At 58.7% G+C, this 19204-nt stretch carries 16 protein-coding genes; 13 read left to right on the top strand and 3 right to left on the bottom strand.

Going from position 1 to position 19204, the window contains the following annotated elements:
• Positions 1–62: 62 nt before the first annotated feature.
• The 13 genes from ACTHJ1_RS08505 to ACTHJ1_RS08445 all read left to right on the top strand — a co-directional run bounded on the left by ACTHJ1_RS08505 (position 63) and on the right by ACTHJ1_RS08445 (position 16529).
• Positions 63–959: a flagellin N-terminal helical domain-containing protein gene (locus ACTHJ1_RS08505; protein ID WP_440190597.1), complete on the top strand. Its 897-nt coding sequence runs from the start codon at positions 63–65 to the stop codon at positions 957–959.
• A 212-nt stretch (positions 960–1171) separates the two neighbouring features.
• Positions 1172–4978 (top strand): O-linked N-acetylglucosamine transferase family protein, encoded by a 3807-nt coding sequence (locus ACTHJ1_RS08500; protein ID WP_440190594.1) that lies wholly within the window; start codon positions 1172–1174, stop codon positions 4976–4978.
• A gap of 42 nt (positions 4979–5020) precedes the next feature.
• Positions 5021–6163, top strand: coding sequence for a UDP-galactopyranose mutase (glf, locus tag ACTHJ1_RS08495; protein WP_440190591.1), 1143 nt, complete (start codon positions 5021–5023; stop codon positions 6161–6163).
• A 20-nt stretch (positions 6164–6183) separates the two neighbouring features.
• Entirely contained in the window at positions 6184–6960 is a 777-nt protein-coding gene (gene rfbF, locus ACTHJ1_RS08490; protein WP_440190588.1) for a glucose-1-phosphate cytidylyltransferase, read from the top strand.
• Between the two features lies 1 nt (position 6961).
• Positions 6962–8062 carry a CDP-glucose 4,6-dehydratase gene (gene rfbG, locus ACTHJ1_RS08485; RefSeq protein WP_440190585.1) on the top strand — a complete coding sequence of 367 codons (1101 nt, stop codon included), beginning with the start codon at positions 6962–6964 and terminating at the stop codon, positions 8060–8062.
• Positions 8050–8469, top strand: a complete 420-nt coding sequence (locus tag ACTHJ1_RS08480) for a dTDP-4-dehydrorhamnose 3,5-epimerase (protein ID WP_440190582.1) — start codon at positions 8050–8052, stop codon at positions 8467–8469. The genes rfbG and ACTHJ1_RS08480 overlap by 13 nt, the downstream gene beginning before the upstream one ends.
• Before the next feature lie 2 nt (positions 8470–8471).
• Positions 8472–9740 (top strand): protoporphyrinogen/coproporphyrinogen oxidase, encoded by a 1269-nt coding sequence (locus ACTHJ1_RS08475; RefSeq protein ID WP_440190579.1) that lies wholly within the window; start codon positions 8472–8474, stop codon positions 9738–9740.
• A gap of 10 nt (positions 9741–9750) precedes the next feature.
• A complete protein-coding gene (locus ACTHJ1_RS08470) occupies positions 9751–10833 on the top strand; it encodes a DUF707 domain-containing protein (protein WP_440190577.1) in 1083 nt (360 codons plus the stop codon).
• Positions 10834–10869: 36 nt separating this feature from the next.
• Positions 10870–11820: an NAD-dependent epimerase/dehydratase family protein gene (locus ACTHJ1_RS08465; protein ID WP_440190574.1), complete on the top strand. Its 951-nt coding sequence runs from the start codon at positions 10870–10872 to the stop codon at positions 11818–11820.
• Positions 11821–11842: 22 nt separating this feature from the next.
• Positions 11843–12949: a hypothetical protein gene (locus ACTHJ1_RS08460; RefSeq protein ID WP_440190571.1), complete on the top strand. Its 1107-nt coding sequence runs from the start codon at positions 11843–11845 to the stop codon at positions 12947–12949.
• Positions 12950–13005: 56 nt separating this feature from the next.
• Positions 13006–14106, top strand: coding sequence for a hypothetical protein (locus ACTHJ1_RS08455; RefSeq protein WP_440190568.1), 1101 nt, complete (start codon positions 13006–13008; stop codon positions 14104–14106).
• Between the two features lie 48 nt (positions 14107–14154).
• Positions 14155–14847 carry an FkbM family methyltransferase gene (locus tag ACTHJ1_RS08450; protein ID WP_440190565.1) on the top strand — a complete coding sequence of 231 codons (693 nt, stop codon included), beginning with the start codon at positions 14155–14157 and terminating at the stop codon, positions 14845–14847.
• Between the two features lie 251 nt (positions 14848–15098).
• Positions 15099–16529 (top strand): GSCFA domain-containing protein, encoded by a 1431-nt coding sequence (locus ACTHJ1_RS08445; RefSeq protein ID WP_440190562.1) that lies wholly within the window; start codon positions 15099–15101, stop codon positions 16527–16529.
• A 108-nt stretch (positions 16530–16637) separates the two neighbouring features.
• On the opposite strand, the gene ACTHJ1_RS08440 is transcribed toward ACTHJ1_RS08445, so the two are convergent.
• The 3 genes from ACTHJ1_RS08440 to ACTHJ1_RS08430 are packed head-to-tail and all read right to left on the bottom strand — an operon-like array spanning position 16638 to position 19204.
• The gene (locus tag ACTHJ1_RS08440; protein WP_440190559.1) at positions 16638–17894 is read right to left on the bottom strand and encodes a methyltransferase domain-containing protein; all 1257 of its coding nucleotides are present in this window, start codon (positions 17892–17894) and stop codon (positions 16638–16640) included.
• Positions 17895–17912: 18 nt separating this feature from the next.
• Positions 17913–18650 (bottom strand): SDR family NAD(P)-dependent oxidoreductase, encoded by a 738-nt coding sequence (locus tag ACTHJ1_RS08435; protein ID WP_440190556.1) that lies wholly within the window; start codon positions 18648–18650, stop codon positions 17913–17915.
• Positions 18647–19204: a WbuC family cupin fold metalloprotein gene (locus ACTHJ1_RS08430; RefSeq protein ID WP_440190553.1), complete on the bottom strand. Its 558-nt coding sequence runs from the start codon at positions 19202–19204 to the stop codon at positions 18647–18649. The genes ACTHJ1_RS08435 and ACTHJ1_RS08430 overlap by 4 nt, the downstream gene beginning before the upstream one ends.

Here is a 19204-nt window from a genome sequence, read left to right as displayed (position 1 = left end):
TAGTTGGGTGGCACAGCTACCCAGTTTGAAAGAAGTTTTTCTCTCTTGGGAGCCCTTTCATCATGTCGATGATCATCAACACCAACTACCTGTCGCTGGTTGCTCAGAACAACCTGAACAAATCCCAGTCGGCCCTGAACACCGCCATCACCCGCCTGTCCTCGGGTCTGCGTATTAATAGCGCGGCCGACGACGCCGCCGGTTCGGGCATCGCCAACCGCATGACCGCCCAGGTCAACGGTCTGGATCAAGCCGCACGCAATGCCAACGACGGCATCTCCGTCGTTCAGACCGCGCAAGGCGCCCTGAACGAGATCAACGACAACCTGCAGCGCGTCCGCGAACTGACCGTTCAAGCCGCCAACGGCACCAACACCTCGGCCGACCTGAGCTCGATTCAAAACGAGATCAACCAGGACATGTCCGAAATCAACCGCGTCGCGGCTCAGACCCAGTTCAACGGTCTGACCATCCTGGCGACGGGTGGCAGCATGGGCTTGCAAGTCGGCGCCAACGACGGCCAGGTCATCAACATCACGCTGCAAAAGATGAACGCCAGCGCCCTGGGCGTTGCCAGCTCGACCGCTTCGGTCACCACGCTCGCGACCTCGAACGTCGTCATCGACGTCACGAAGTTCAAGACCATCGGCAACACCGCCGGCACGATCTCGGTCACCGGCACCAGCAACACCTACCTGGCCTCCATCGACGCCGCCATCAAGTCGGTCGACTCGCTGCGCGGCCAGATGGGCGCCGTTCAGAACCGTCTGGATGCCACCATCACCAACCTGAACAACACGGACACCAACCTGTCCAACGCCCGTTCGCGCATCCAGGACGCCAACTACGCCGTGGAAGTCTCGGCCATGACGCAGTCCCAGATCCTGCAACAAGCCGGTACCTCGGTGCTGGCCCAGGCCAACTCCAGCTCGCAAAACGTGCTGTCGCTGCTGCGTTAATCGCGGCTCGATCCGGGCGCCAACGCCCGGCACAGGCAAGCTACAAACACCCCGCCCGTTTCGACGCGCGGGGTGTTTTTTCGTCCATAGCGCGCCGCCCCTGTCGCCGACCCGCGAAAAGCGTAAGCTTTCCCCCGCTTAACCGGCAATTTCCACCATGAAGCCCTGGGTAGACTGCAACATCGTGGTCTTTCCGCTAATTTTCGATTTTCATGGCCAAAAACGACATTCGCCGGCCCGTTACGCGTGCCGGCAAGAAAGCGGCCCCAGCGGCTCCCGCCGGCATGACCGTGGAGCAAGCACGGGAGCGCGCGCGCCGCTTTCCCGACGATCCGCGCGTCTGGCTGGAGCTGGCTCAGTTGACCATCGACACGGATACGGATCAGGCACGCGCCGCTGCGCAAAAGCTCGCGCAACTACTGCCTGACGACTTTAACGTCAGGGTCATTCTGGGAAAGCTCGAATCGATGGCCGAGCAGTATGACCAAGCCCGCGAGCACTATGAGCACGCGCTTGCGCTGCAACCCGACGATTTCGACATGCTATGCCAGGTCGCCTCGCTGCAACTGCAAGTCAACAAAGGTACCGATCAACCTCTGGAACTGATAGCACGCGCGTTGGCGCAGCAGCCTCAAAACATCCACGCGCTCTATCTGAAAGCCTATGGCCTGATCCAGGCCCACCGCTACGACGAGGCCATCGATCTGCTGCAAAACGAGCTGATCCCGCTCGATCGAGACAACGCGTATTACTGGAACCTCCTCGGCCAGTCTTACCGTGATACCGGTGCCCTGAAGCAGGCCGAGTCCGCCTACCTCAAATCGATCGCATTGGCCGAAGCGGCCGGAAATCAAGCCGCAAGCATCGACGCCGTGTCGAACCGCCTGACGCTAATGCACTATATGCCCGAGCACGGGGCCGAAGAGATCCTGCGGGCTTGCAAGCAATGGGGCGCGCTGTTCACGCCCGACCACGCCATCACTCGTCCGCAACCGGCCAACCTGGCACCTGCCCGCAGAATTCGCGTGGGCCTGTATGCCAACGGCTTTAGCGCAGGCCCGGTCAGCCTCATGATCACGCCGTCGCTGGAGCACCTGCGCCGGTTCGGTTTCGATATCTATCTGTACGCCAATAATCCGGCTTACGACCATGTAGCCCAGCGCCTGATCGCCGCGGCCGACAGCCATGCAATCGTCCTGCAGCTATCCAACGAGCAGTTCGCGCAGCGCATTCGCGACGACGGCATCGACATTTTGGTGGACCTGGCCGGCTACAACACCAGCACCCGCATGAGCGCCATGGCGATGGAGCCGGCGCCGCTTCTGGTCAAGTGGGTCGGGGGCCTGATCAACACCACGGGCCTGCCGGCCATGGACTATCTCATCACCGACAGGGTCGAGTCGCCCCTGGGCAGTGACGCTTTCTATACGGAAAAGCTGATCCGCATGCCCGACGACTACATCTGTTACCTGCCGCCGCCCGACATGCCGGATGTCGGGCCGCTTCCGGCAAGAAAAAACGGCTACATCACCCTGGGCTGCTTCAACAACCCCACCAAGATCAACGAGACCGTGCTGGAAAAATGGGCCGGCATCATGCAGGCATTGCCCAATTCACGGCTTTTCCTGAAAGGCGGCGCCTACGATAGCGCCGCCCTGCGCCGGCGCGTGCAGGAATTCATGCAAGGCTACGGTATCGCCGCCGAGCGCCTGCGGCTGGAAGGCCAGTCCAAGCACTATCAGTTGCTCGCTTGTTATAACGACGTCGACGTGGCGCTGGACCCCTGGCCCTATTCTGGCGGCCTGACTACCTGCGAAGCCCTGCTCATGGGCGTGCCCGTGGTCACGCTGCCCGGCCCCACGTTTGCCGGCCGCCACTCGGCCACCCACGTGGCCAACGCCGGCCTCCCCGAGCTGGTGGCCGAAGATTGGGATCAATATCAGTCTTGCGTGCTGGCGCTGGCATCCGATCTGGACAATATGTCCACGCTGCGCAGCAGCCTGCGCAAAATCCTGCTCGACTCGCCCGTATGCGACGGTCCGCGCTATGCCAGGCACCTGGCCACCGCCCTGAGGGCCATCTGGCAGCGCTATTGCGAAGGCATGCCGCGCGCATCCCTGGTGTTCACGGCTGACGGCAAGCCCTGGTTCGAAGACGGCGACGCGCCCATGGACGTGGTCGAACCGAGCTCGGCCGCGCAGATGCCTGCTGCCGGCGGCAAGGATTTTCAGTTCCAGCTGCGCGGCAAGATCGTCACGCTGGACCATGGCGGCGCCTTCGTCGGCACCGAGATATCGCGCAATCTGAGCAATCTGGGCGGCCTGATCACTGTCGCCATCGACCCGGCCCACGCGCTGCATGGGCGCGAACAAACGCTGTGGGGCCGGCTGATACAGCACCATTACCACCATGTGGCCCTGGGCGACGGCACGCCCGCCACGCTGCATCTGTGCGAGGACAACGCCTATAGCGGTACCCTCGCCCCGCTGCCCGCGTCCCGGCAGCTGCCAGCCCTGCGGCAAGCCACCGGCGTGCGCAGCACGCAGGTCATTCCTACGACACGCCTGGACGACCTCACCGGTCTGGAAAAGCTCGACTGGATGATCCTGGATGGCGCCAACGACAACGCGGCCATCTTGCGGCATGCGCAAAGATTGTTGCCTCACGTCCTGGTCGTCCAGGCGCAGACGCTGCTGGTCGAGGTGTTCGAGAACCAGACAGACGCAGCCGGCTTGAGCACGCTGCTGGCGCCTCACGGATTCGAATTGCTACGCGCCAACCGGCCCCATCAAGTAGGCCGGCCGCAGGAGATGACCAAAAACGCCGTCTTCGTGCCGAATGCGGCGCGCATTGCAGGCATGAACGACGACCAGCGCTGGAAGCTGGCCTTTTTGCTGCACTCGGCCTATCAGGCGACGGAGTTGGCGTACCAGGTCTTGCTGCAGACGGACCGGAACGTGGCCGAGCGGTATCTGGCCGCCAACGGCGCCGAGCCCCCTCTCAGCGGCGGCTCCGCCCTGGCGCAGACCGCCGACCGTCGCGTAGCCCCAGGACCGCTGATCTCAGTCATCGTCACCACCTACAACATCGAGAAATACATCGCACGCTGCCTGGACAGCGTCGTCGGCCAGACCTATCAGAACCTGGAGATCATCGTCGTGGACGATGCCTCGTCAGACTCGACCCGAAGCATCATTGCCCAATACGCAGCCCGCGACAACCGGATCGTCGTCGTCCAATTCGAGCAGAATTCTCCGGGCGGCGTAGGCACTCCGGCCAATGCCGGCATGCAAATCGCCAAGGGCGATTACATCGGCTTCGTGGATGGAGACGACTGGTGCGAACCCGACATGTTCGAGAGCCTTTACACGGCTGCGGCCCAGGCGGATGCGCAGGTGGCGATAGGCGACTTCCAGCTTTATGAAGACGAGCAAGGGCAATACCAGGAGGCCTATGACAAACGCGCCTGGCGGAACCCGGCAATACGGCTCGGCGAACGCCTGACGGAACCGGCGGCGCGAATGACGCTGCTGGACTTCAGTCCCGTTCCGTGGCGCAAGCTGTACAGAAAAGACCTGATCGCCGACCCGGACATGAGATTTCCCGAGGGTGACTATTTTTTCGAGGACAACCCGTTTCACTGGTTCTGCATACTGAAGGCCCAGTCTTTCGTCTGCATCGACAAGGTGCTTTGCTACCACAGGACGAACCGTGCAGGGCAGACCACGGCCTCGAGTGCCATGCGTTGGCTGGCCATGTTCCGGCACCATGAAACCATGCTGGCTTTTCTCAAGCGCAATCATCTCTACGACGCATACGGCGGCAAGCTCATCAGCTGGATCATGAGCTACAGCCTCTCGTTCTTCGACTGGCTCGAAGCCCCTCACCACGGACTGCTGAGTTCGGAAATTCACAGCATGCTCTCCTCTCATGATCCGGCCCGCGTCAAGATGCTGGCCGGCGCAGTTCCGCCCGACTCGAAAATCGCCCTGATTGCGCAGCAGGTGCTTCATGCATGAAGCCGTGCGATTTCATCAAACCGAAGCACGGAGCCTGACGCCTTGAGCAAAACCGTTCTCATCGTCGGCGCCGGGCTATCCGGCGCCGTCATCGCGCGCCAGCTTGTCCAGGCCGGGCATCGCTCGGTCATCGTCGAACAGCGCGACCATATCGCGGGCAACTGCCACACCCGCCGGGACGACGCGACCGGTGTGATGGTGCACGTATACGGCCCGCACATCTTTCACACCGACGATGAGGAAGTCTGGCGCTACGTCAACGGGTTCGAGCGCTTCATGCCCTACGTCAACCGGGTCAAGACGACCTCGGGCGGCAAGGTCTATCTGCTGCCCATCAACCTGCACACGATCAATCAGTTTTTCGGCAAGACCCTGCGCCCCGACGAGGCCCGCGCGTTCATTGCCTCGCTGTCGGAAGGCACCGCGGACGAACCTCGCACTTTCGAGGAGCAGGCGCTCAAATTCGTAGGGCGCGACCTCTACGAGGCTTTTCTCAAGGGATATACCGTCAAGCAATGGGGCTGCGCGCCCGACCAGCTACCGGCCAGCATCCTCAAGCGCCTGCCGGTACGCTTTACCTACGACGACAATTATTTCTTCCACCGCTTTCAGGGCATGCCCGAAAACGGCTACAGCGCCATGATCGGCAAGATACTGGATCACCCCGCCATCGACGTGCGCCTGAACACGCGCTTCGACAAGCAGGCGGCCGCGGCGTCAGGCTATGACCACGTGTTCTATTCCGGACCGCTCGACGAATACTACGGCCATGAGCTCGGACGGCTGGGCTATCGGACGCTGGACTTCGAGGCCTTCCAGTACGACGGCGATTATCAGGGCTGTGCGGTGATGAACTATGCCGACACCGACGTACCCTACACCCGAATCACCGAACACAAGCATTTCTCGCCGTGGGAACAGCATGAGAAAAGCCTTTGCTATCGCGAGTATTCCCGCGCCTGCGAACCTGCCGATATTCCTTATTATCCGATCCGGCTCAGCCAGGAACAGGCCATGCTGAGCCGCTATGTCGAGCGCGCCCGGCAGGAAAAGAACCTGACCTTCGTCGGCCGCCTGGGCACCTATCGCTATCTGGACATGGACGTGACGATACGCGAGGCGCTGGATACCGCGAAGCAGTATCTGTCGGGGGCGCCGATGCCCGCCTTCTGCGTTGCCATGTAAATCGAATCGGAGTACTCCTGATGAAAGCGGTCATTCTCGCCGGCGGTCTGGGAACGCGGATCATGGAAGAGTCGGTGCTCAAGCCCAAACCGATGATAGAGATCGGCGGCAAGCCCATTCTCTGGCACATCATGAAAATGTATTCGGCCCACCAGATCAATGATTTCGTGATCTGCTGCGGCTACAAGGGCTATCTCATCAAGGAATACTTCGCCAACTACTTCCTGCACATGTCGGACATCACCATCGACATGCAGAACAACAAGATGGAAGTGCACCGGCACTATGCGGAGCCGTGGCGCGTGACGCTCGTCGATACCGGCGAGCACACCATGACGGGAGGCCGCCTCAAACGGGTGGCGCGCCACCTGGAGGGCGACGAGGCGTTCTGCATGACCTACGGCGACGGCGTCAGCGACGTCGATATCACCGAGCTGGTCGCCTTTCACCGCAGCCACGGCCTGCAAGCCACCGTCACGGCCACCTACCCGCCCGGACGCTTCGGCGCGATCGACATCCAGGACGACCAGCGGGTGCGTTCGTTCAAGGAAAAGCCGCGCGGGGACGGCGGCTTGATCAACGGCGGCTTTTTCGTGCTGTCGCCCAAAGTGCTCGATTTGATCGCCGGCGACGAAACCACCTGGGAAAACGAGCCGATCGAGCAGTTGGCGGCTGCAGGCCAGCTCAAAGCCTATTCGCATGGCGGGTTCTGGCAGTGCATGGACACCTTGCGCGACAAGACGCTGCTCGAGAACCATTGGAACAACGGCACGGCGCCTTGGAAAACCTGGGACTGAAATGCTGACGGAAACCTACAAGGGCAAGAAAGTCTTTATCACAGGACACACGGGTTTCAAGGGGTCCTGGCTAAGCACTTGGCTGCTCAAAACGGGCGCGATCGTCTGCGGCTTTTCCGATCGCATTCCGACCCAACCCTCGGCTTTCGAAGTACTGGATCTCGAATCGCGCATCGACCACCGTGTCGGCGATATCCGCGACATCGCCGCCCTGAGGCAGGCGCTCGAAGCGTTCGAACCCGATTTCGTATTTCATCTCGCGGCGCAGTCGCTGGTGTCGGTGTCGTACCAGAACCCTGTAGACACGATCACGACCAACGTCGTGGGAACCGTCAACGTACTCGAAGCCCTGCGCCAGTGGAATGGCCCCTGCACCGCAGTGCTCATCACCTCGGACAAATGCTACGAGAACGTCGAATGGGTCTGGGGCTACAAAGAAACCGACCATCTGGGCGGGCGCGATATCTACAGCGGCAGCAAAGGCGCTGCGGAGGTGGTGATTCACGCCTACTATCACTCGTTCTTTACCCGCCCCGACAACCGCGTGCGGCTGGCGACGGCACGCGCGGGCAACGTGATCGGCGGCGGCGACTGGGCGGCGGACAGAATCGTGGCCGATTGCGTCAGGAGCTGGTCTCGCGGCGAGCCGGTGGAGATTCGCAGCCCGTCTGCCACGCGCCCCTGGCAGCACGTGCTGGAGCCGCTGAGCGGCTATCTGGCGCTGGCCGCGGCGCTCGCGCACAGAGACGATCTGCGCGGCGAATCGTTCAACTTCGGCCCGCGCGCCGAACAGAACCACACCGTGCTGCAGCTGCTCGGCGATTTGAGCAAGCACTGGAACTTTGCATCCCCGGACCAGGCCTACAAGGTCACGGACCAGATTCCCTTTCATGAAGCGGGCCTGCTCAAGCTTAACTGCGACAAGGCGCTGTTTCATCTGCGCTGGGAGGCAAGCCTGGACTATAGGGAATGCGTGGACATGGTCGGACAGTGGTATCACGCCTACTATCGGGAAGGCATCGATATGTACGCGCTGACATTGAAGCAGATCGGCGCGTATGAAGAAAAAGCGCGCGCGCGAGGGGTGCCATGGTCGCGCTGAAAGAACCCGTGCTGCTGACCCCGCTGCGGCGCATCTCTCATCCCAAGGGCGACGTGCTGCATGCCATGAAGCGCAGCGATCCCGGCTTCGCCGATTTTGGCGAGGCCTACTTCAGCACCGTGCTGCCCGGTGAAACCAAGGGTTGGAAGTGCCATCGGATCATGCAATTGAACCTCGTCGTGCCGATCGGCATGGTGCGCTTTCACGTGCATGATGCCGAAACAGGAAAGACCGTACGCTACGACATCGGCAGCGATCACTATGCACGCCTGACCGTGCCCGCGGGCTATTGGGTGGCCTTCGGCGGCATCAGCGACGCGCCCAGCCTGCTGCTGAATCTGGCCAGCATCGAGCACGATCCCGACGAAGCGCAGTCCGTGTCGCTCGAAACTTATCCCCTGGAATGACGATGGAACAGATCGACGTCCTCATACTCGGCGCCGGCGTCGCGGGCCTGGGCGCCGCCTTGCGCTGCCGCGAAATGAACCGCCGCGCCGTGATCCTAGAAGCCCGCGATTCCGCGGGGGGATTGCTGGACAATTTCGTGATCGATGGCTTTCGCTTCGACCATGCAGTCCATCTCAGTTTTGCGAAAGAACCCAAGGTCAGGGAAATCTTCGATCGCACCCCCTACCTGACCCACCCTGCCGACTCCACCTGCTTCGACCAGGGAACCTGGTTCAAGCATCCGGTCCAGAACAATCTGGTCCCGCTGCCGGCGCAGGAAAAGGTGGCGTTGATCGAGTCCTTCCTCGGACGCCGCGACACCATGGACGAGGACAATTACGAAAACTGGCTGCGCCATCAGTACGGTGATGCGATCGCAGAACGCTATCCCCTGCGCTACACGCGCAAGTACTGGGCCAGCGAAGCGGCCCGCTTGTCCACCACGTGGATCGGCGATCGCATGCGCCGCGCGCAGTTGGACGAGATCCTGTACGGCGCCTTCACCGACGACACGCCCAACCACTACTACACCAAGGAAATGCGTTATCCGGTAGAGGGCGGCTACAAGGCTTTCATCCAACCCTTGATCGCCGAAGCCGAGATTCGCCTGGGCCGCAAGGTCGTGCGCATCGACCCACGCCAGCGCGTCGTGCGCTGCGCCAACGGCGACGAAATCCAATACGGCCAACTGGTCAGCACCCTACCCTTGCCCGTCATCACGACCTTGCTCGAAGACGTGCCGGCCGCCGTGAGCGAAGCGGCCCGGAATCTGGTCGCCAGCTCGATCGACCTGGTCTCTGTGGGCTTTCGCAGGAACGTCGTGCGCGATCTGTGGTTCTACATCTATGACGAGGACATTCTGGCGAGCCGAGCCTACGCGCCGTCGATCAAGTCGCCAAACAATGCTCCCCCAGGCTGCAGCTCGCTGCAATTCGAGGCCTACAGCCGTGGCCCTCAGTCTCAATTCGATGCCGATACGCTGAAAGAAAACACCGCCTATGCCCTGCAAAAAATGGGCATAGGCACGGCCGACGACATCCTGTTCATCGACCATCGCCACGTGCCCTACGGCAACGTCATTTTCGACATCGGCATGGAAGACCATCGCGAGATCGTGCGCCGGCATCTGCTCGAGCTGGGCATCGCAAGCCGGGGCCGCTTTGGCGAATGGGATTATCTCTGGAGCAATCAGAGCCTGTTGAGCGGCTATCACTGGCCGGAAGCGCTGTAAGGAATCAACAATGAGTCACCGCATCGATCCCGATTTTCTGATGAGCCACGCCTGGCGGTTTTCGCGCGGTGACGGAAGCCTGGTTGCGCCCATCCTGCGCCTGCTGCCGCGCGGCATCGTCGGCGGCTACATCCATCCTTCGGAAAGATCGTGGGAGATGCGCGGCGACCACGTCGCCCTGCTCAATGCCAACGACGTGGCCACGACACTGTTTTCCCAGGCACAATACGATGAATCGGGCCTGGTCAAATTGACGGGCACGTTTCTCGGCGATGGAAAAACCGTGCATGTGCTCGACCGCGTCAAGATGCCTTCCGGCGCGGACCTGGGCCAGCAGTCGCAACTGGAACCCGTCGAATTTCTCCGAGCTCCGGCGGGCGGTTCCTCCAGGCGCAACCTGATCGTGCTGCGCGCCAATGAAAACTCGGTGCACACAGAATGGCCGCAAGACATCCCCAGCACCGAAAGAAACTGGGATCTTTGCATCAGCTGGTACGGCAAGAGCGCGCCGCCGGCCGACCTGGCTTGTGAGTATCTGACCTGGCAGCCTGAGGACCGGAAATTCGGCGCCATTCATGCGCTCTTCCTGCACGACGGCCCGTTGTGGCAATACGACCGGTTCTGGTTGGCGGACGACGATTTGCTGCTGTCTTGGGCCGTCATCAATCGGATGTTCGCCATATTCCGCCGGCACGATTTCGATCTGGCGCAGCCCTCGCTCGCCGCGTCGGGACACATCACCCATCCCGTCACGCGCCAGCATCCCGACTATTCGCTGCGCTATACCAACTTCGTCGAAGGCATGTGCCCGATTCTCTCGCGCGAAACCCTGAGGCTGTGCCTGCCCATGATGTACGGATCGATCTCGGGCTGGGGGCTCGACAATATCTGGCCCCAGCTGCTGGGCTGCATCGCCACCAAGATGGCCATCATCGACGAAGTCGCTGCGATCCATACCCGGCCTTTCGGAACGGGGACCAACTACAACATGAGCAAGGCCCAGCTCGAGTGCGATCAATTGCGCGCGCTTTATGGGGCGCCGCTGAATTTCGAGGCTTGCGGAGTCCTGATCAAGGGGCTTACGCCGGTTTGATCCGGCGTATCGGGAAACTCTACTGTTCGAACATCGATGAAACCCTCCGTGCTCCTCACCGGCGGACTCGGCTACGTAGGCGGCCGGGTGGCGTTGGCGCTCGTGCAAGCCGGATACGAAGTGCGCTGCGGCTCGCGCCGGCAGGGAACGACGGCCCCTGCGTGGCTGCCTGCCCTGCAGATGGCGCACCTGGAATGGGACTCGGACGATACGCTGGCGCAGGCATGCCAGGGCGTTGATGCCGTCATTCATCTCGCGGCCGCGAACGAGATCGAATCGGCACGAGACCCCATCGAGGCCTTGCGGATGAATGGCCTGGCCAGCCTGCGTCTGCTCGAAGCGGCGAGGCGCTCGAACGTGCGGCGCTTTATCTATTTCTCGACGGCCCATGTCTATGGGTCTCCGCTGCAAGGGGAAATCACCGAGGCCAGCCTGCCCCGTCCTGTCCATCCCTATGCGATCACGCACAAGGTCGCGGAAGACTTCGTGCTGGCCGCGCACGACCAGGCGCAGATAGAAGGCATCGTTGTGCGCCTCTCCAATGGTTTCGGCGCGCCGGCCACGCCCGACGTCGACCGTTGGACGCTGCTGGTCAACGATCTGTGCAGGCAGGCCGTCGTCACCGGGGCGCTCAAGCTCAATAGCGCAGGGACTCAGCTGCGGGACTTCATCACGCTGGGCGACGTCGCCGACGCGGTCGTGCACCTGATGCGGCTCGACGCGCCGCGGATAGGCAATGGCTTGTTCAACTTGGGAAGCGGGAACTCGGTTTCGATTCTTGCGATGACCGAACGCGTCGCTGCACGCTGGCGCGCGCTGACCCATGGCGATATTTCAATCACCTGCCCTTCGAACGATCGCAGCCCCGCGCCGTCGTTGATCTACCGCTGCGACAAACTGGCCGGGACGGGATACGCGCCGACCAACCAAATCGATCTCGAAATAGACAATACTTTGCGGCTGTGCCTGGATGCATTCCGGAAATAACGCCGACCATTAAGGGAAAAAGATGGAAGCACTGCTTGAGAAAAAATACAAGGACATCCTGGCACAGGTCCGTCATCCGAATCAGCGTTCGTGGATACTCTTCGGCGGCGCGTCGGCGTACGGCGACATGGCGCTGCTCTGCTCGCTTGCGCAAGCCTTCGTCAAAACCCACGGACACGCGATCACGATCGTCCTCTCTCCCGACCAAGTTCCCCTCGTGCAGATGTATCCCCACCGATTTCTGGCGGCGCATACGGCGGAACGCCACGTCATGCTCGACATGGTCCATCATTATGTGGATCCCCTGGCTTTCGATCTCGACATGCCAATCTGCACGCACTCGTTCGATATCGGCGATGGCCGCAGCGACAGCCTGATGTATCTCTACAAGTATCCCGGGCGCGGCGGCCTGAATCTGACGGACCTCTACCGCTACTTCCTGCGCTTGCCGTGGGACGCGCGGATCGAGCGCCCCATCGTGCCCGCCGAATGGAATGCCGAAGCGGCGCAGATCGCCCAGCAGATCGGCATGCCCAAGGGCAAATCGGCCATCCTGTTTCCGTCCAACAACTCGGAACATCCCCAGTTTCCCGATATTTTCTGGGAGACGGTCGCCGCGCGCTTGACTCGACGCGGGCTAAAGGTGTTCACCAACATGAAAAGCGGCAAGTTCCAGCCCAAGACCATGCCCATCGCCGGTACGACTCCCATCGATGTGCCCAGGCATCTGGCCATACCGCTAGTGGACTACGCAGGCCGCACGGTGTGCAGCACAAACGGCATGCAATTCTCCATCATGCTGGGCGCACGGTTCAGGCAGATGACCGTGGTCATGCCGATAGCGAAGAACTTCACCGTTCATATGCAAAACGGCCGGCCGTACGACCAGACCGGATTCATGGCCCAGTATATGTACCCGGAACTCGTCTGCGACGTGCCGTTCGAGGAATTCAGCGTGCCGCATGACGGAACCGACCAGGAATTGATCGATGTGGCGATCGCCATCGCAGACGACGCCTTCGATCATCCCAATTGCGTCAAACGCCTGGGCGACAGCGGACGGCTGTATATCGAAGAACAGGGGGCCTGGCTGCGCGAGCTGATCGAGCCGCCGCCAGCGATTCAATAATCGCCGGCAGCGAGCACAGTCATTCAGCACTCATCACTATTCAACGGAAAGTCTCCATGAACGTCATTCTGGAAAAAGAATATAAGCACCTTCTGGAACAAATACGGGACCCGGATCGCCGCTCTTGGATTTTTCTGAACGCCGCGTCGATCGGTGACACGGCGGCTGTTTGCGCGATTGCACAAGCCTTCCTAAAACAACATGGTCATAGCATAACGATAGTAGTTCCGCCTGATCATGTTGCCATCACGCAGATGTATCCGAACCGCTTTCGAAGAGTTCACACAGCCGAGCGCAGCCTGGTGAATATGGTCGCCAACAAATATTTGGATCCTGTGCGCTTTGAAATAGACGTGCCGATCTACCCGCATCCCTATGTTCAGGGCGATTGTCGTTTGCATGAGCTGCTCAACCTCTGCAAATACCCTGGCCGCGGCGGCATGTCGCAAACCGATATGATCCGCCACCTGCTCCGACTGCCGTGGGACGCTCAGTTCGAGCGTCCAACCGTGCCCGCGCAATGGGACGCCGAGGCCGAGCAAATAGCGCGCCAAATAGGCTTGGTCAAAGACGAGTCAGTCATCTTATTTCCCGCCAATAATTCGCCACATCCGCAATTTCCAGATGTATTCTGGGAGACTGTCGCAGCACGCCTGACACAGCGTGGCCTCAAGGTATTTTGCAATATGCGTGGGGGAACCTATCGCCCCGATACCATGCCCATTGCCGGCACCACTCCGATCGACGTTCAAATGCATCAAGCCTTGTCGCTCGTGAATTACGCGGGTCGCATTGTCTCCAGCGCGACGGGCATGCAGCTGCTTGTACTCATGGGGGGACGCTTCAAGCAAATGACCGTGACCATGCCTATTTCGAAGACGGTCGAATTTCGCATGAATCAGCGCCAATATCACTCGACCGCCTTTATGGCTCAGTACATATATCCGGAATTCCTACCCGGAGTGCCATTCGCGGAGTTCAGCGTTCCCTACGACGGAACCCCGCAGGAATTGAAGGAAATAGCAATCGCTATCGCTGACGACGCGTTCGATCATCAAAGCTGCGTCAAGCGTATGGGCACCAACGGACGAACCTTTCTCGAGGAACAGGACATCTGGCTGCGTCAACTGATGGCGCCGCTGCCGGAGAATACTTGAAACCCAAACTCGCCATGCTCTTTCCTGCTGACCAACTACTGTCCAATCATGACTGACACTTCCACTCAATATTCGAAAGTATCCTTCTCGCTTGAGGGTGAGGACTTGATTCTCGCGTCCCTGCTGCGCAATGTCGAGCGTGGCGTCTATATTGAGGTGGGTGCGAATCATCCCACGCGAATCAGCAATACTTATCGCTTTTATCAGATGGGGTGGACAGGTCTTGCCATTGATGGCAACGATGTCTTTGCACCGATGTGGGCTGCGCAGCGTCCCAACGACGTGTTCGTACAGGCACTAGTGTCGGATGCCGTCAAGGAAGCCGAGTTTCTTGTGTTTCCTGACGACACGATAAGTACGATGGACACACAAACCAGCAAACGCTACGCGAGCCGGTTCGAGAGCAAAGATATCGAGGTCCGGCACGTTAAGACCACTACGCTCGAAGCCCTGCGCGCATCCTACCTACCCGAAGGCGAGATTCATCTGCTTTCCGTCGATGTCGAAGGCGAGGATCTCAACGTACTAAAAGGCGGCAATCTCGGCTTAATGAGGCCCGGCGTCGTGGTCGTTGAAACCAAGAACTGCTCACTTTATCAGGTGCTCGAAAGCGATATTGTTCGCTATATGACCGGAATCGGCTATCGCCTGGTTGCCAAGACTCCACTCGATGCGTTCTTCGTGTGGCCAGACAAACCTTTTCTGAGCTGGATACCGAAATCGCTGCTAGCGGGAGGATAACTCCTGGTGTCCAAGTCACTGAAGCACGGCCAATGCCGACCTAAGGTGCCTTAAAAGATATTATTTTCTCGCTGGATTTTTTCTGCTTGTGATTACTATCAGCTAAGCGAACATAAATCTCGGGAGTTTCGACCTATTCAACGACGACCATCGCAGGCGATGGCTGCAGCGTTACCCGACTGCCGAAATGGCGCGCCCGCCTCAAAAGATACGAGTGGGTTGACCGTCAATACATCAGAGTCCACGAAAAAATGACAGACACATCCATTCCCGTAAGCGACGATCTGATCCAACTACTGGAGTCCGGAAATCGCCAGAACATTCTGGAAGCCGGACATAGGTTCATCAGAGAGAGCCGGCGCGCCGAAGCGATAGCCTGCTTCGGCAAGCTCGCACAAGATAGAGACGATCCGAATTCGCGTTTCATTTATGCCCAACTGATCGACGACGGCACTCACAAGCAACTGGCAGCATCGCGCGACCTGGTGTTGTCCATTCTCGACGACTACCCGGTGCTATTCGAAAATCCTAGTGAAACCAACTGTTATCTGGTTCGTTACGCTGCCCAACGCTGCGGCTGGGTAGGACCACAGGAGAAGGCCGCTGAGCTGTTTCGCAAACTTGCCGCCATGTCGAACAATGCCGGCGACTATTATTCTCTTAGCGAAAGTCTGTCGCACATCACCAATGCGCCCAATTCCTTGCCTGATTCAATCGCTGCGTTGGAAAAAGCCATCGAGCTAGACCCCGCAACCTACGACACCGACATCAATCGCGACAGCATTCGAATAGGGCGGGCAGCGCTGGCCCAAGCCGCCACCGAAGCCGCATCACAGCGGCGCAAGAAGATCGGGCGGTATCCACTGACCGAGGATTTCCGCGGCGATTTGTCGGAACTGATTACGAAGCACATCGCATTTGATCTTCGCAGTGAAGCCAAATTCATTAGCAAGTCGACGCGCTTTTTCACCATGGGCTCGTGCTTTGCCCGCAATATCTCCGCGGCACTCAATAAGAATGGCTTCAACAGCACGCATATGGAGATCTCTGAATATATCAATACGACGTATGCGAACAGGGCTTTTGTCGACTGGCTCTCCACGGGAAAGACCGATGTCGCCATCAGCGAACGAATTCAGGAACTGCTACCGCCGGGATGGAGCGCCGAAAGCACGCTGGAGAAAATTCGCAACACTGACGTTTTTATTCTCACACTCGGCGTAGCCCCAGCCTTCTTTGACAAAATCACTGGTGCCTTTGTGTTGCCTCGACCAACGTCGCTAAACTCGCGGGTACTGGGCGAGAAATACGAATACCGCACCACTACAGTCCAGGAAAATGTCGATAACGTACTTTATCTGATCGATTTCGTGCGCCGTCAGGCACCGAATGCGAAGGTGGTGGTCACGGTGTCGCCGGTGCCACTGATAGCCTCCTTTGAATTCGAATCATGCGTGGTAGCCGACTGTCTCTCCAAGAGCACCATGCGTCTGGTGGCTCACCAGGTGGTGAACCAATCGAACCTCAAAAATATCATTTACTGGCCCTCATTCGAAGTTTTCCGCTGGGGCGGTTCCAATGCCAGCGATTTCTATGCAGCCGACGACGGCGCCGCCTGGCATGTGTCGGAAGAGAAAGTCAACGCCACCATTGGTGCCTTTATCGACATGTTCAACGCCTGAATTTTGCTCCCGCGAACTTGGCCCGTTGCCGCAAAAAAAGGCCGAGGTCACCGGCCCGGTATTCAATGCCCGATGCCCGAGGCTATCAGACTGGTGTGGATCTGTCGTTCATCCAACAACTCTCAGTTCAGGCAGAGGAATGACAAATTTTCCTCCTTCATCGAGGAAGCGCTGGTGCCGCTTCATAATCGGCTCGGCATAATTCCATGCCAGAATCACGACATAGTCAGGCCTGCGCGAATAGAGCACGTCGGATGCGAGCACAGGAACATGGCAGTACGGAGCAAACAGTCCGTCCTTGGCCGGATTGTCGTCTGCGATGAATGCAAGGTGACCCGGCAGGTCAAATTGCCATATCAGCGTTGTAACGGTCGTCGATGCGCCATAGCCGGCAACAGTCTTCCCTTGAGCGCGAGCATCGGCAAGTAATGCATCCAGTGCAATCTTGCGTTGTTCGATTTGATCAGAGTAATTTTTATATAGCTCGAGTCGATTGAATCCGCGTCGAAGCTCATCTTCAATCATTGACGGAATGATATCCGCCACGGGGTGTATGCCTTCGTTTTTCCGCTGCGCGAACGCGCGAATCGAACCGCCCTTCGAATCAACACGTTCAACGTTGAACAGTTGCATACCAAGTTGATCGAAAAAGCGCGCTAGCGGCGCTATCGAATGATAGGAAACATGCTCGTGATACACCGTGTCGAACAGAAACCGATCCACGATATCTGGCAAGTAAGAGACTTCAAAAACAAACACACCGTTGGGCGCAAGCATGGTATGAATCCCACGCACAATATCTGCCAGATCGTCGGCATGGGCGAACATGTTATTGGCCGAAACGATCGAAGCCTGGCCATGCTCTTCACGCAATCGTGCCGCTAGTTGAGAACCAAAGAATTCTGGAATGGTCGGAATCCCGCGTGCGGTTGCTGCTTTCGCAATATCACGCGCGGGATCAACGCCGAGCACGTTCATTCCAAGCGCTTTGAAAAAACTCAGCAGTGAACCGTCGTTGCTGCCGATATCGAGCACAAATGCACCGGCCGGGACCTCGAAGGCATGAACTACGTCTTGCGCATACTTCCTGTAGTGCTCAACCAATCCCAGTGAGCTTGATGTTTTGTACGTGTACTCACGAAACAAGACGGTAGGATCCACGACATCGATGTTCTGTACATGCCCACAATCCATGCAGAGATAGAGATCGAGTGGATAGAGTTCCTGCTTTTCGGCGAGACGATCAGCGGGAACGTAGTGGTCTCCAATTGGCGACGCCTGCATGGGCACCGCCAGTTCAAGCTTCGAGTTGTTACACAGACGGCAATGCGTCCGACGAGTGATATTTTTGAGCGTGTTTTGCATCGAAATCTCCTGCCCGATTTAAATATTCTTGAGCCTACGTGCCAGCGTTTCGGGCCATACGAGCGAAAGTCCACCGTCGACATAGATATTTTGCCCATTCACGAACGAAGCGGCAGGACTGCACAGAAAGGTAATGACATTGGCGCTGTCTTCGGCCGTCGCCATGCGGCGCAGCGGCACGATATCTTCGTACAGGGCAAGCACATCCTCATTTTTCAAGTAGAAATCTTTTGATTCTTCCTTGAGATAGGTAAATGGCGTCACGGTATTGAATCGGATTCCTTTTCGACCCAAATTGACCGCATAGTATCGAGCCATATGGTTCATGCCCGCCTTGCCCAAGTAGTAGCCGATATCCTGGCCATCGCCGATTCGCTCGCTGAAGACCGAACCAACAAATGCGACCGCGCAGTCTTCCTGCACTGCAAACGCATCCTGCAATTGTTCGATCACCCGCTTGGACGCGGTGAGGCTCACTTCGATTTCTCCGACCCATGTGTCACCGCCGCCGCGATGGCGTTGACAAAATACAAGATACGATGGCGCACCATGCTGATTGACCGCAGCGGCAAGCGCCTTGCAAGTTGCGTCGCCGTCGGTAATATCCACCGAAAAATGAGCGATCTTTTCGCCGAGATCACCCGAGGGCGGCACTGTCCTGCTTAAAATCGAAACCGTGTCGCCACGCGCGGCGAACTGCCGGGCCACAACGCGGCCGAGTCCTTTACTGCCGCCGAATACGATGGAGTGAGTCATCTTCCTTCATGTTCCTTGGCGGCTTGCCAGTATTGCACGACACGGCGCTCGAGTTCTTTGTTCCAGATTTCTACCGCAGTATCGTCCTCCTCATTCGGCGCAAATTCTGCCAATACCGTAGCACCGGGAACGAAAGGCCCATTCGTGACCTCTTGGAAAACCAGAAATTCACTGCGAATGTACAAGGTATGGAAACGTTCGTCGGACAGGCGATAGAAAAAGGGCTTTTTACTGGAAATGTCACCGAGCTCGATGATGTCGGTCACGTCGCCTTCGCCGTCGAACATCACGATATCGACCTCACCTTCAATGATATGAAACGACTCGCTCTTGTCATGGTGCCGATGCGGGTGAATGTAGCTATCGGATGCGGCGACGATAACCATTTCATGCAACGGATTTTCATTAGAGGGATGCGCGCAAATGCGCGCGCGGCGCCGATTGCTCGTCGTGGCTTGATTTTTGAGAAATGCGATTTCAGCCGGGCCGATTCGTGAAAACGCGTCGGTCGAGAAAAACACCTCGTGGCTGACTTGTCGCAGTCTGAGTGACAT

Origin of the sequence: Bordetella sp., from assembly GCF_051960075.1 — a bacterium.
In the GTDB taxonomy this organism is placed as follows: domain Bacteria; phylum Pseudomonadota; class Gammaproteobacteria; order Burkholderiales; family Burkholderiaceae_B; genus Bordetella.
Note: the sequence above shows the minus strand (reverse complement) of the source record. Positions and strands in the feature narration are given on the sequence as shown.

Excerpts from the sequence above, each read along its gene's own strand:
- ACTHJ1_RS08465 (WP_440190574.1), top strand. The coding sequence starts at position 10,870 with ATGAAACCCTCCGTGCTCCTCACCGGCGGACTCGGCTACGTAGGCGGC.
- ACTHJ1_RS08455 (WP_440190568.1), top strand. The coding sequence starts at position 13,006 with ATGAACGTCATTCTGGAAAAAGAATATAAGCACCTTCTGGAACAAATA.
- ACTHJ1_RS08450 (WP_440190565.1), top strand. The coding sequence starts at position 14,155 with ATGACTGACACTTCCACTCAATATTCGAAAGTATCCTTCTCGCTTGAG.
- ACTHJ1_RS08480 (WP_440190582.1), top strand. The coding sequence starts at position 8,050 with ATGGTCGCGCTGAAAGAACCCGTGCTGCTGACCCCGCTGCGGCGCATC.
- ACTHJ1_RS08460 (WP_440190571.1), top strand. The coding sequence starts at position 11,843 with ATGGAAGCACTGCTTGAGAAAAAATACAAGGACATCCTGGCACAGGTC.
- ACTHJ1_RS08445 (WP_440190562.1), top strand. The coding sequence starts at position 15,099 with ATGACAGACACATCCATTCCCGTAAGCGACGATCTGATCCAACTACTG.
- ACTHJ1_RS08505 (WP_440190597.1), top strand. The coding sequence starts at position 63 with ATGTCGATGATCATCAACACCAACTACCTGTCGCTGGTTGCTCAGAAC.
- ACTHJ1_RS08500 (WP_440190594.1), top strand. The coding sequence starts at position 1,172 with ATGGCCAAAAACGACATTCGCCGGCCCGTTACGCGTGCCGGCAAGAAA.
- ACTHJ1_RS08430 (WP_440190553.1), bottom strand. The coding sequence starts at position 19,204 with ATGTCACTCAGACTGCGACAAGTCAGCCACGAGGTGTTTTTCTCGACC.
- rfbG (WP_440190585.1), top strand. The coding sequence starts at position 6,962 with ATGCTGACGGAAACCTACAAGGGCAAGAAAGTCTTTATCACAGGACAC.
- ACTHJ1_RS08435 (WP_440190556.1), bottom strand. The coding sequence starts at position 18,650 with ATGACTCACTCCATCGTATTCGGCGGCAGTAAAGGACTCGGCCGCGTT.
- ACTHJ1_RS08475 (WP_440190579.1), top strand. The coding sequence starts at position 8,472 with ATGGAACAGATCGACGTCCTCATACTCGGCGCCGGCGTCGCGGGCCTG.
- ACTHJ1_RS08470 (WP_440190577.1), top strand. The coding sequence starts at position 9,751 with ATGAGTCACCGCATCGATCCCGATTTTCTGATGAGCCACGCCTGGCGG.
- ACTHJ1_RS08440 (WP_440190559.1), bottom strand. The coding sequence starts at position 17,894 with ATGCAAAACACGCTCAAAAATATCACTCGTCGGACGCATTGCCGTCTG.
- rfbF (WP_440190588.1), top strand. The coding sequence starts at position 6,184 with ATGAAAGCGGTCATTCTCGCCGGCGGTCTGGGAACGCGGATCATGGAA.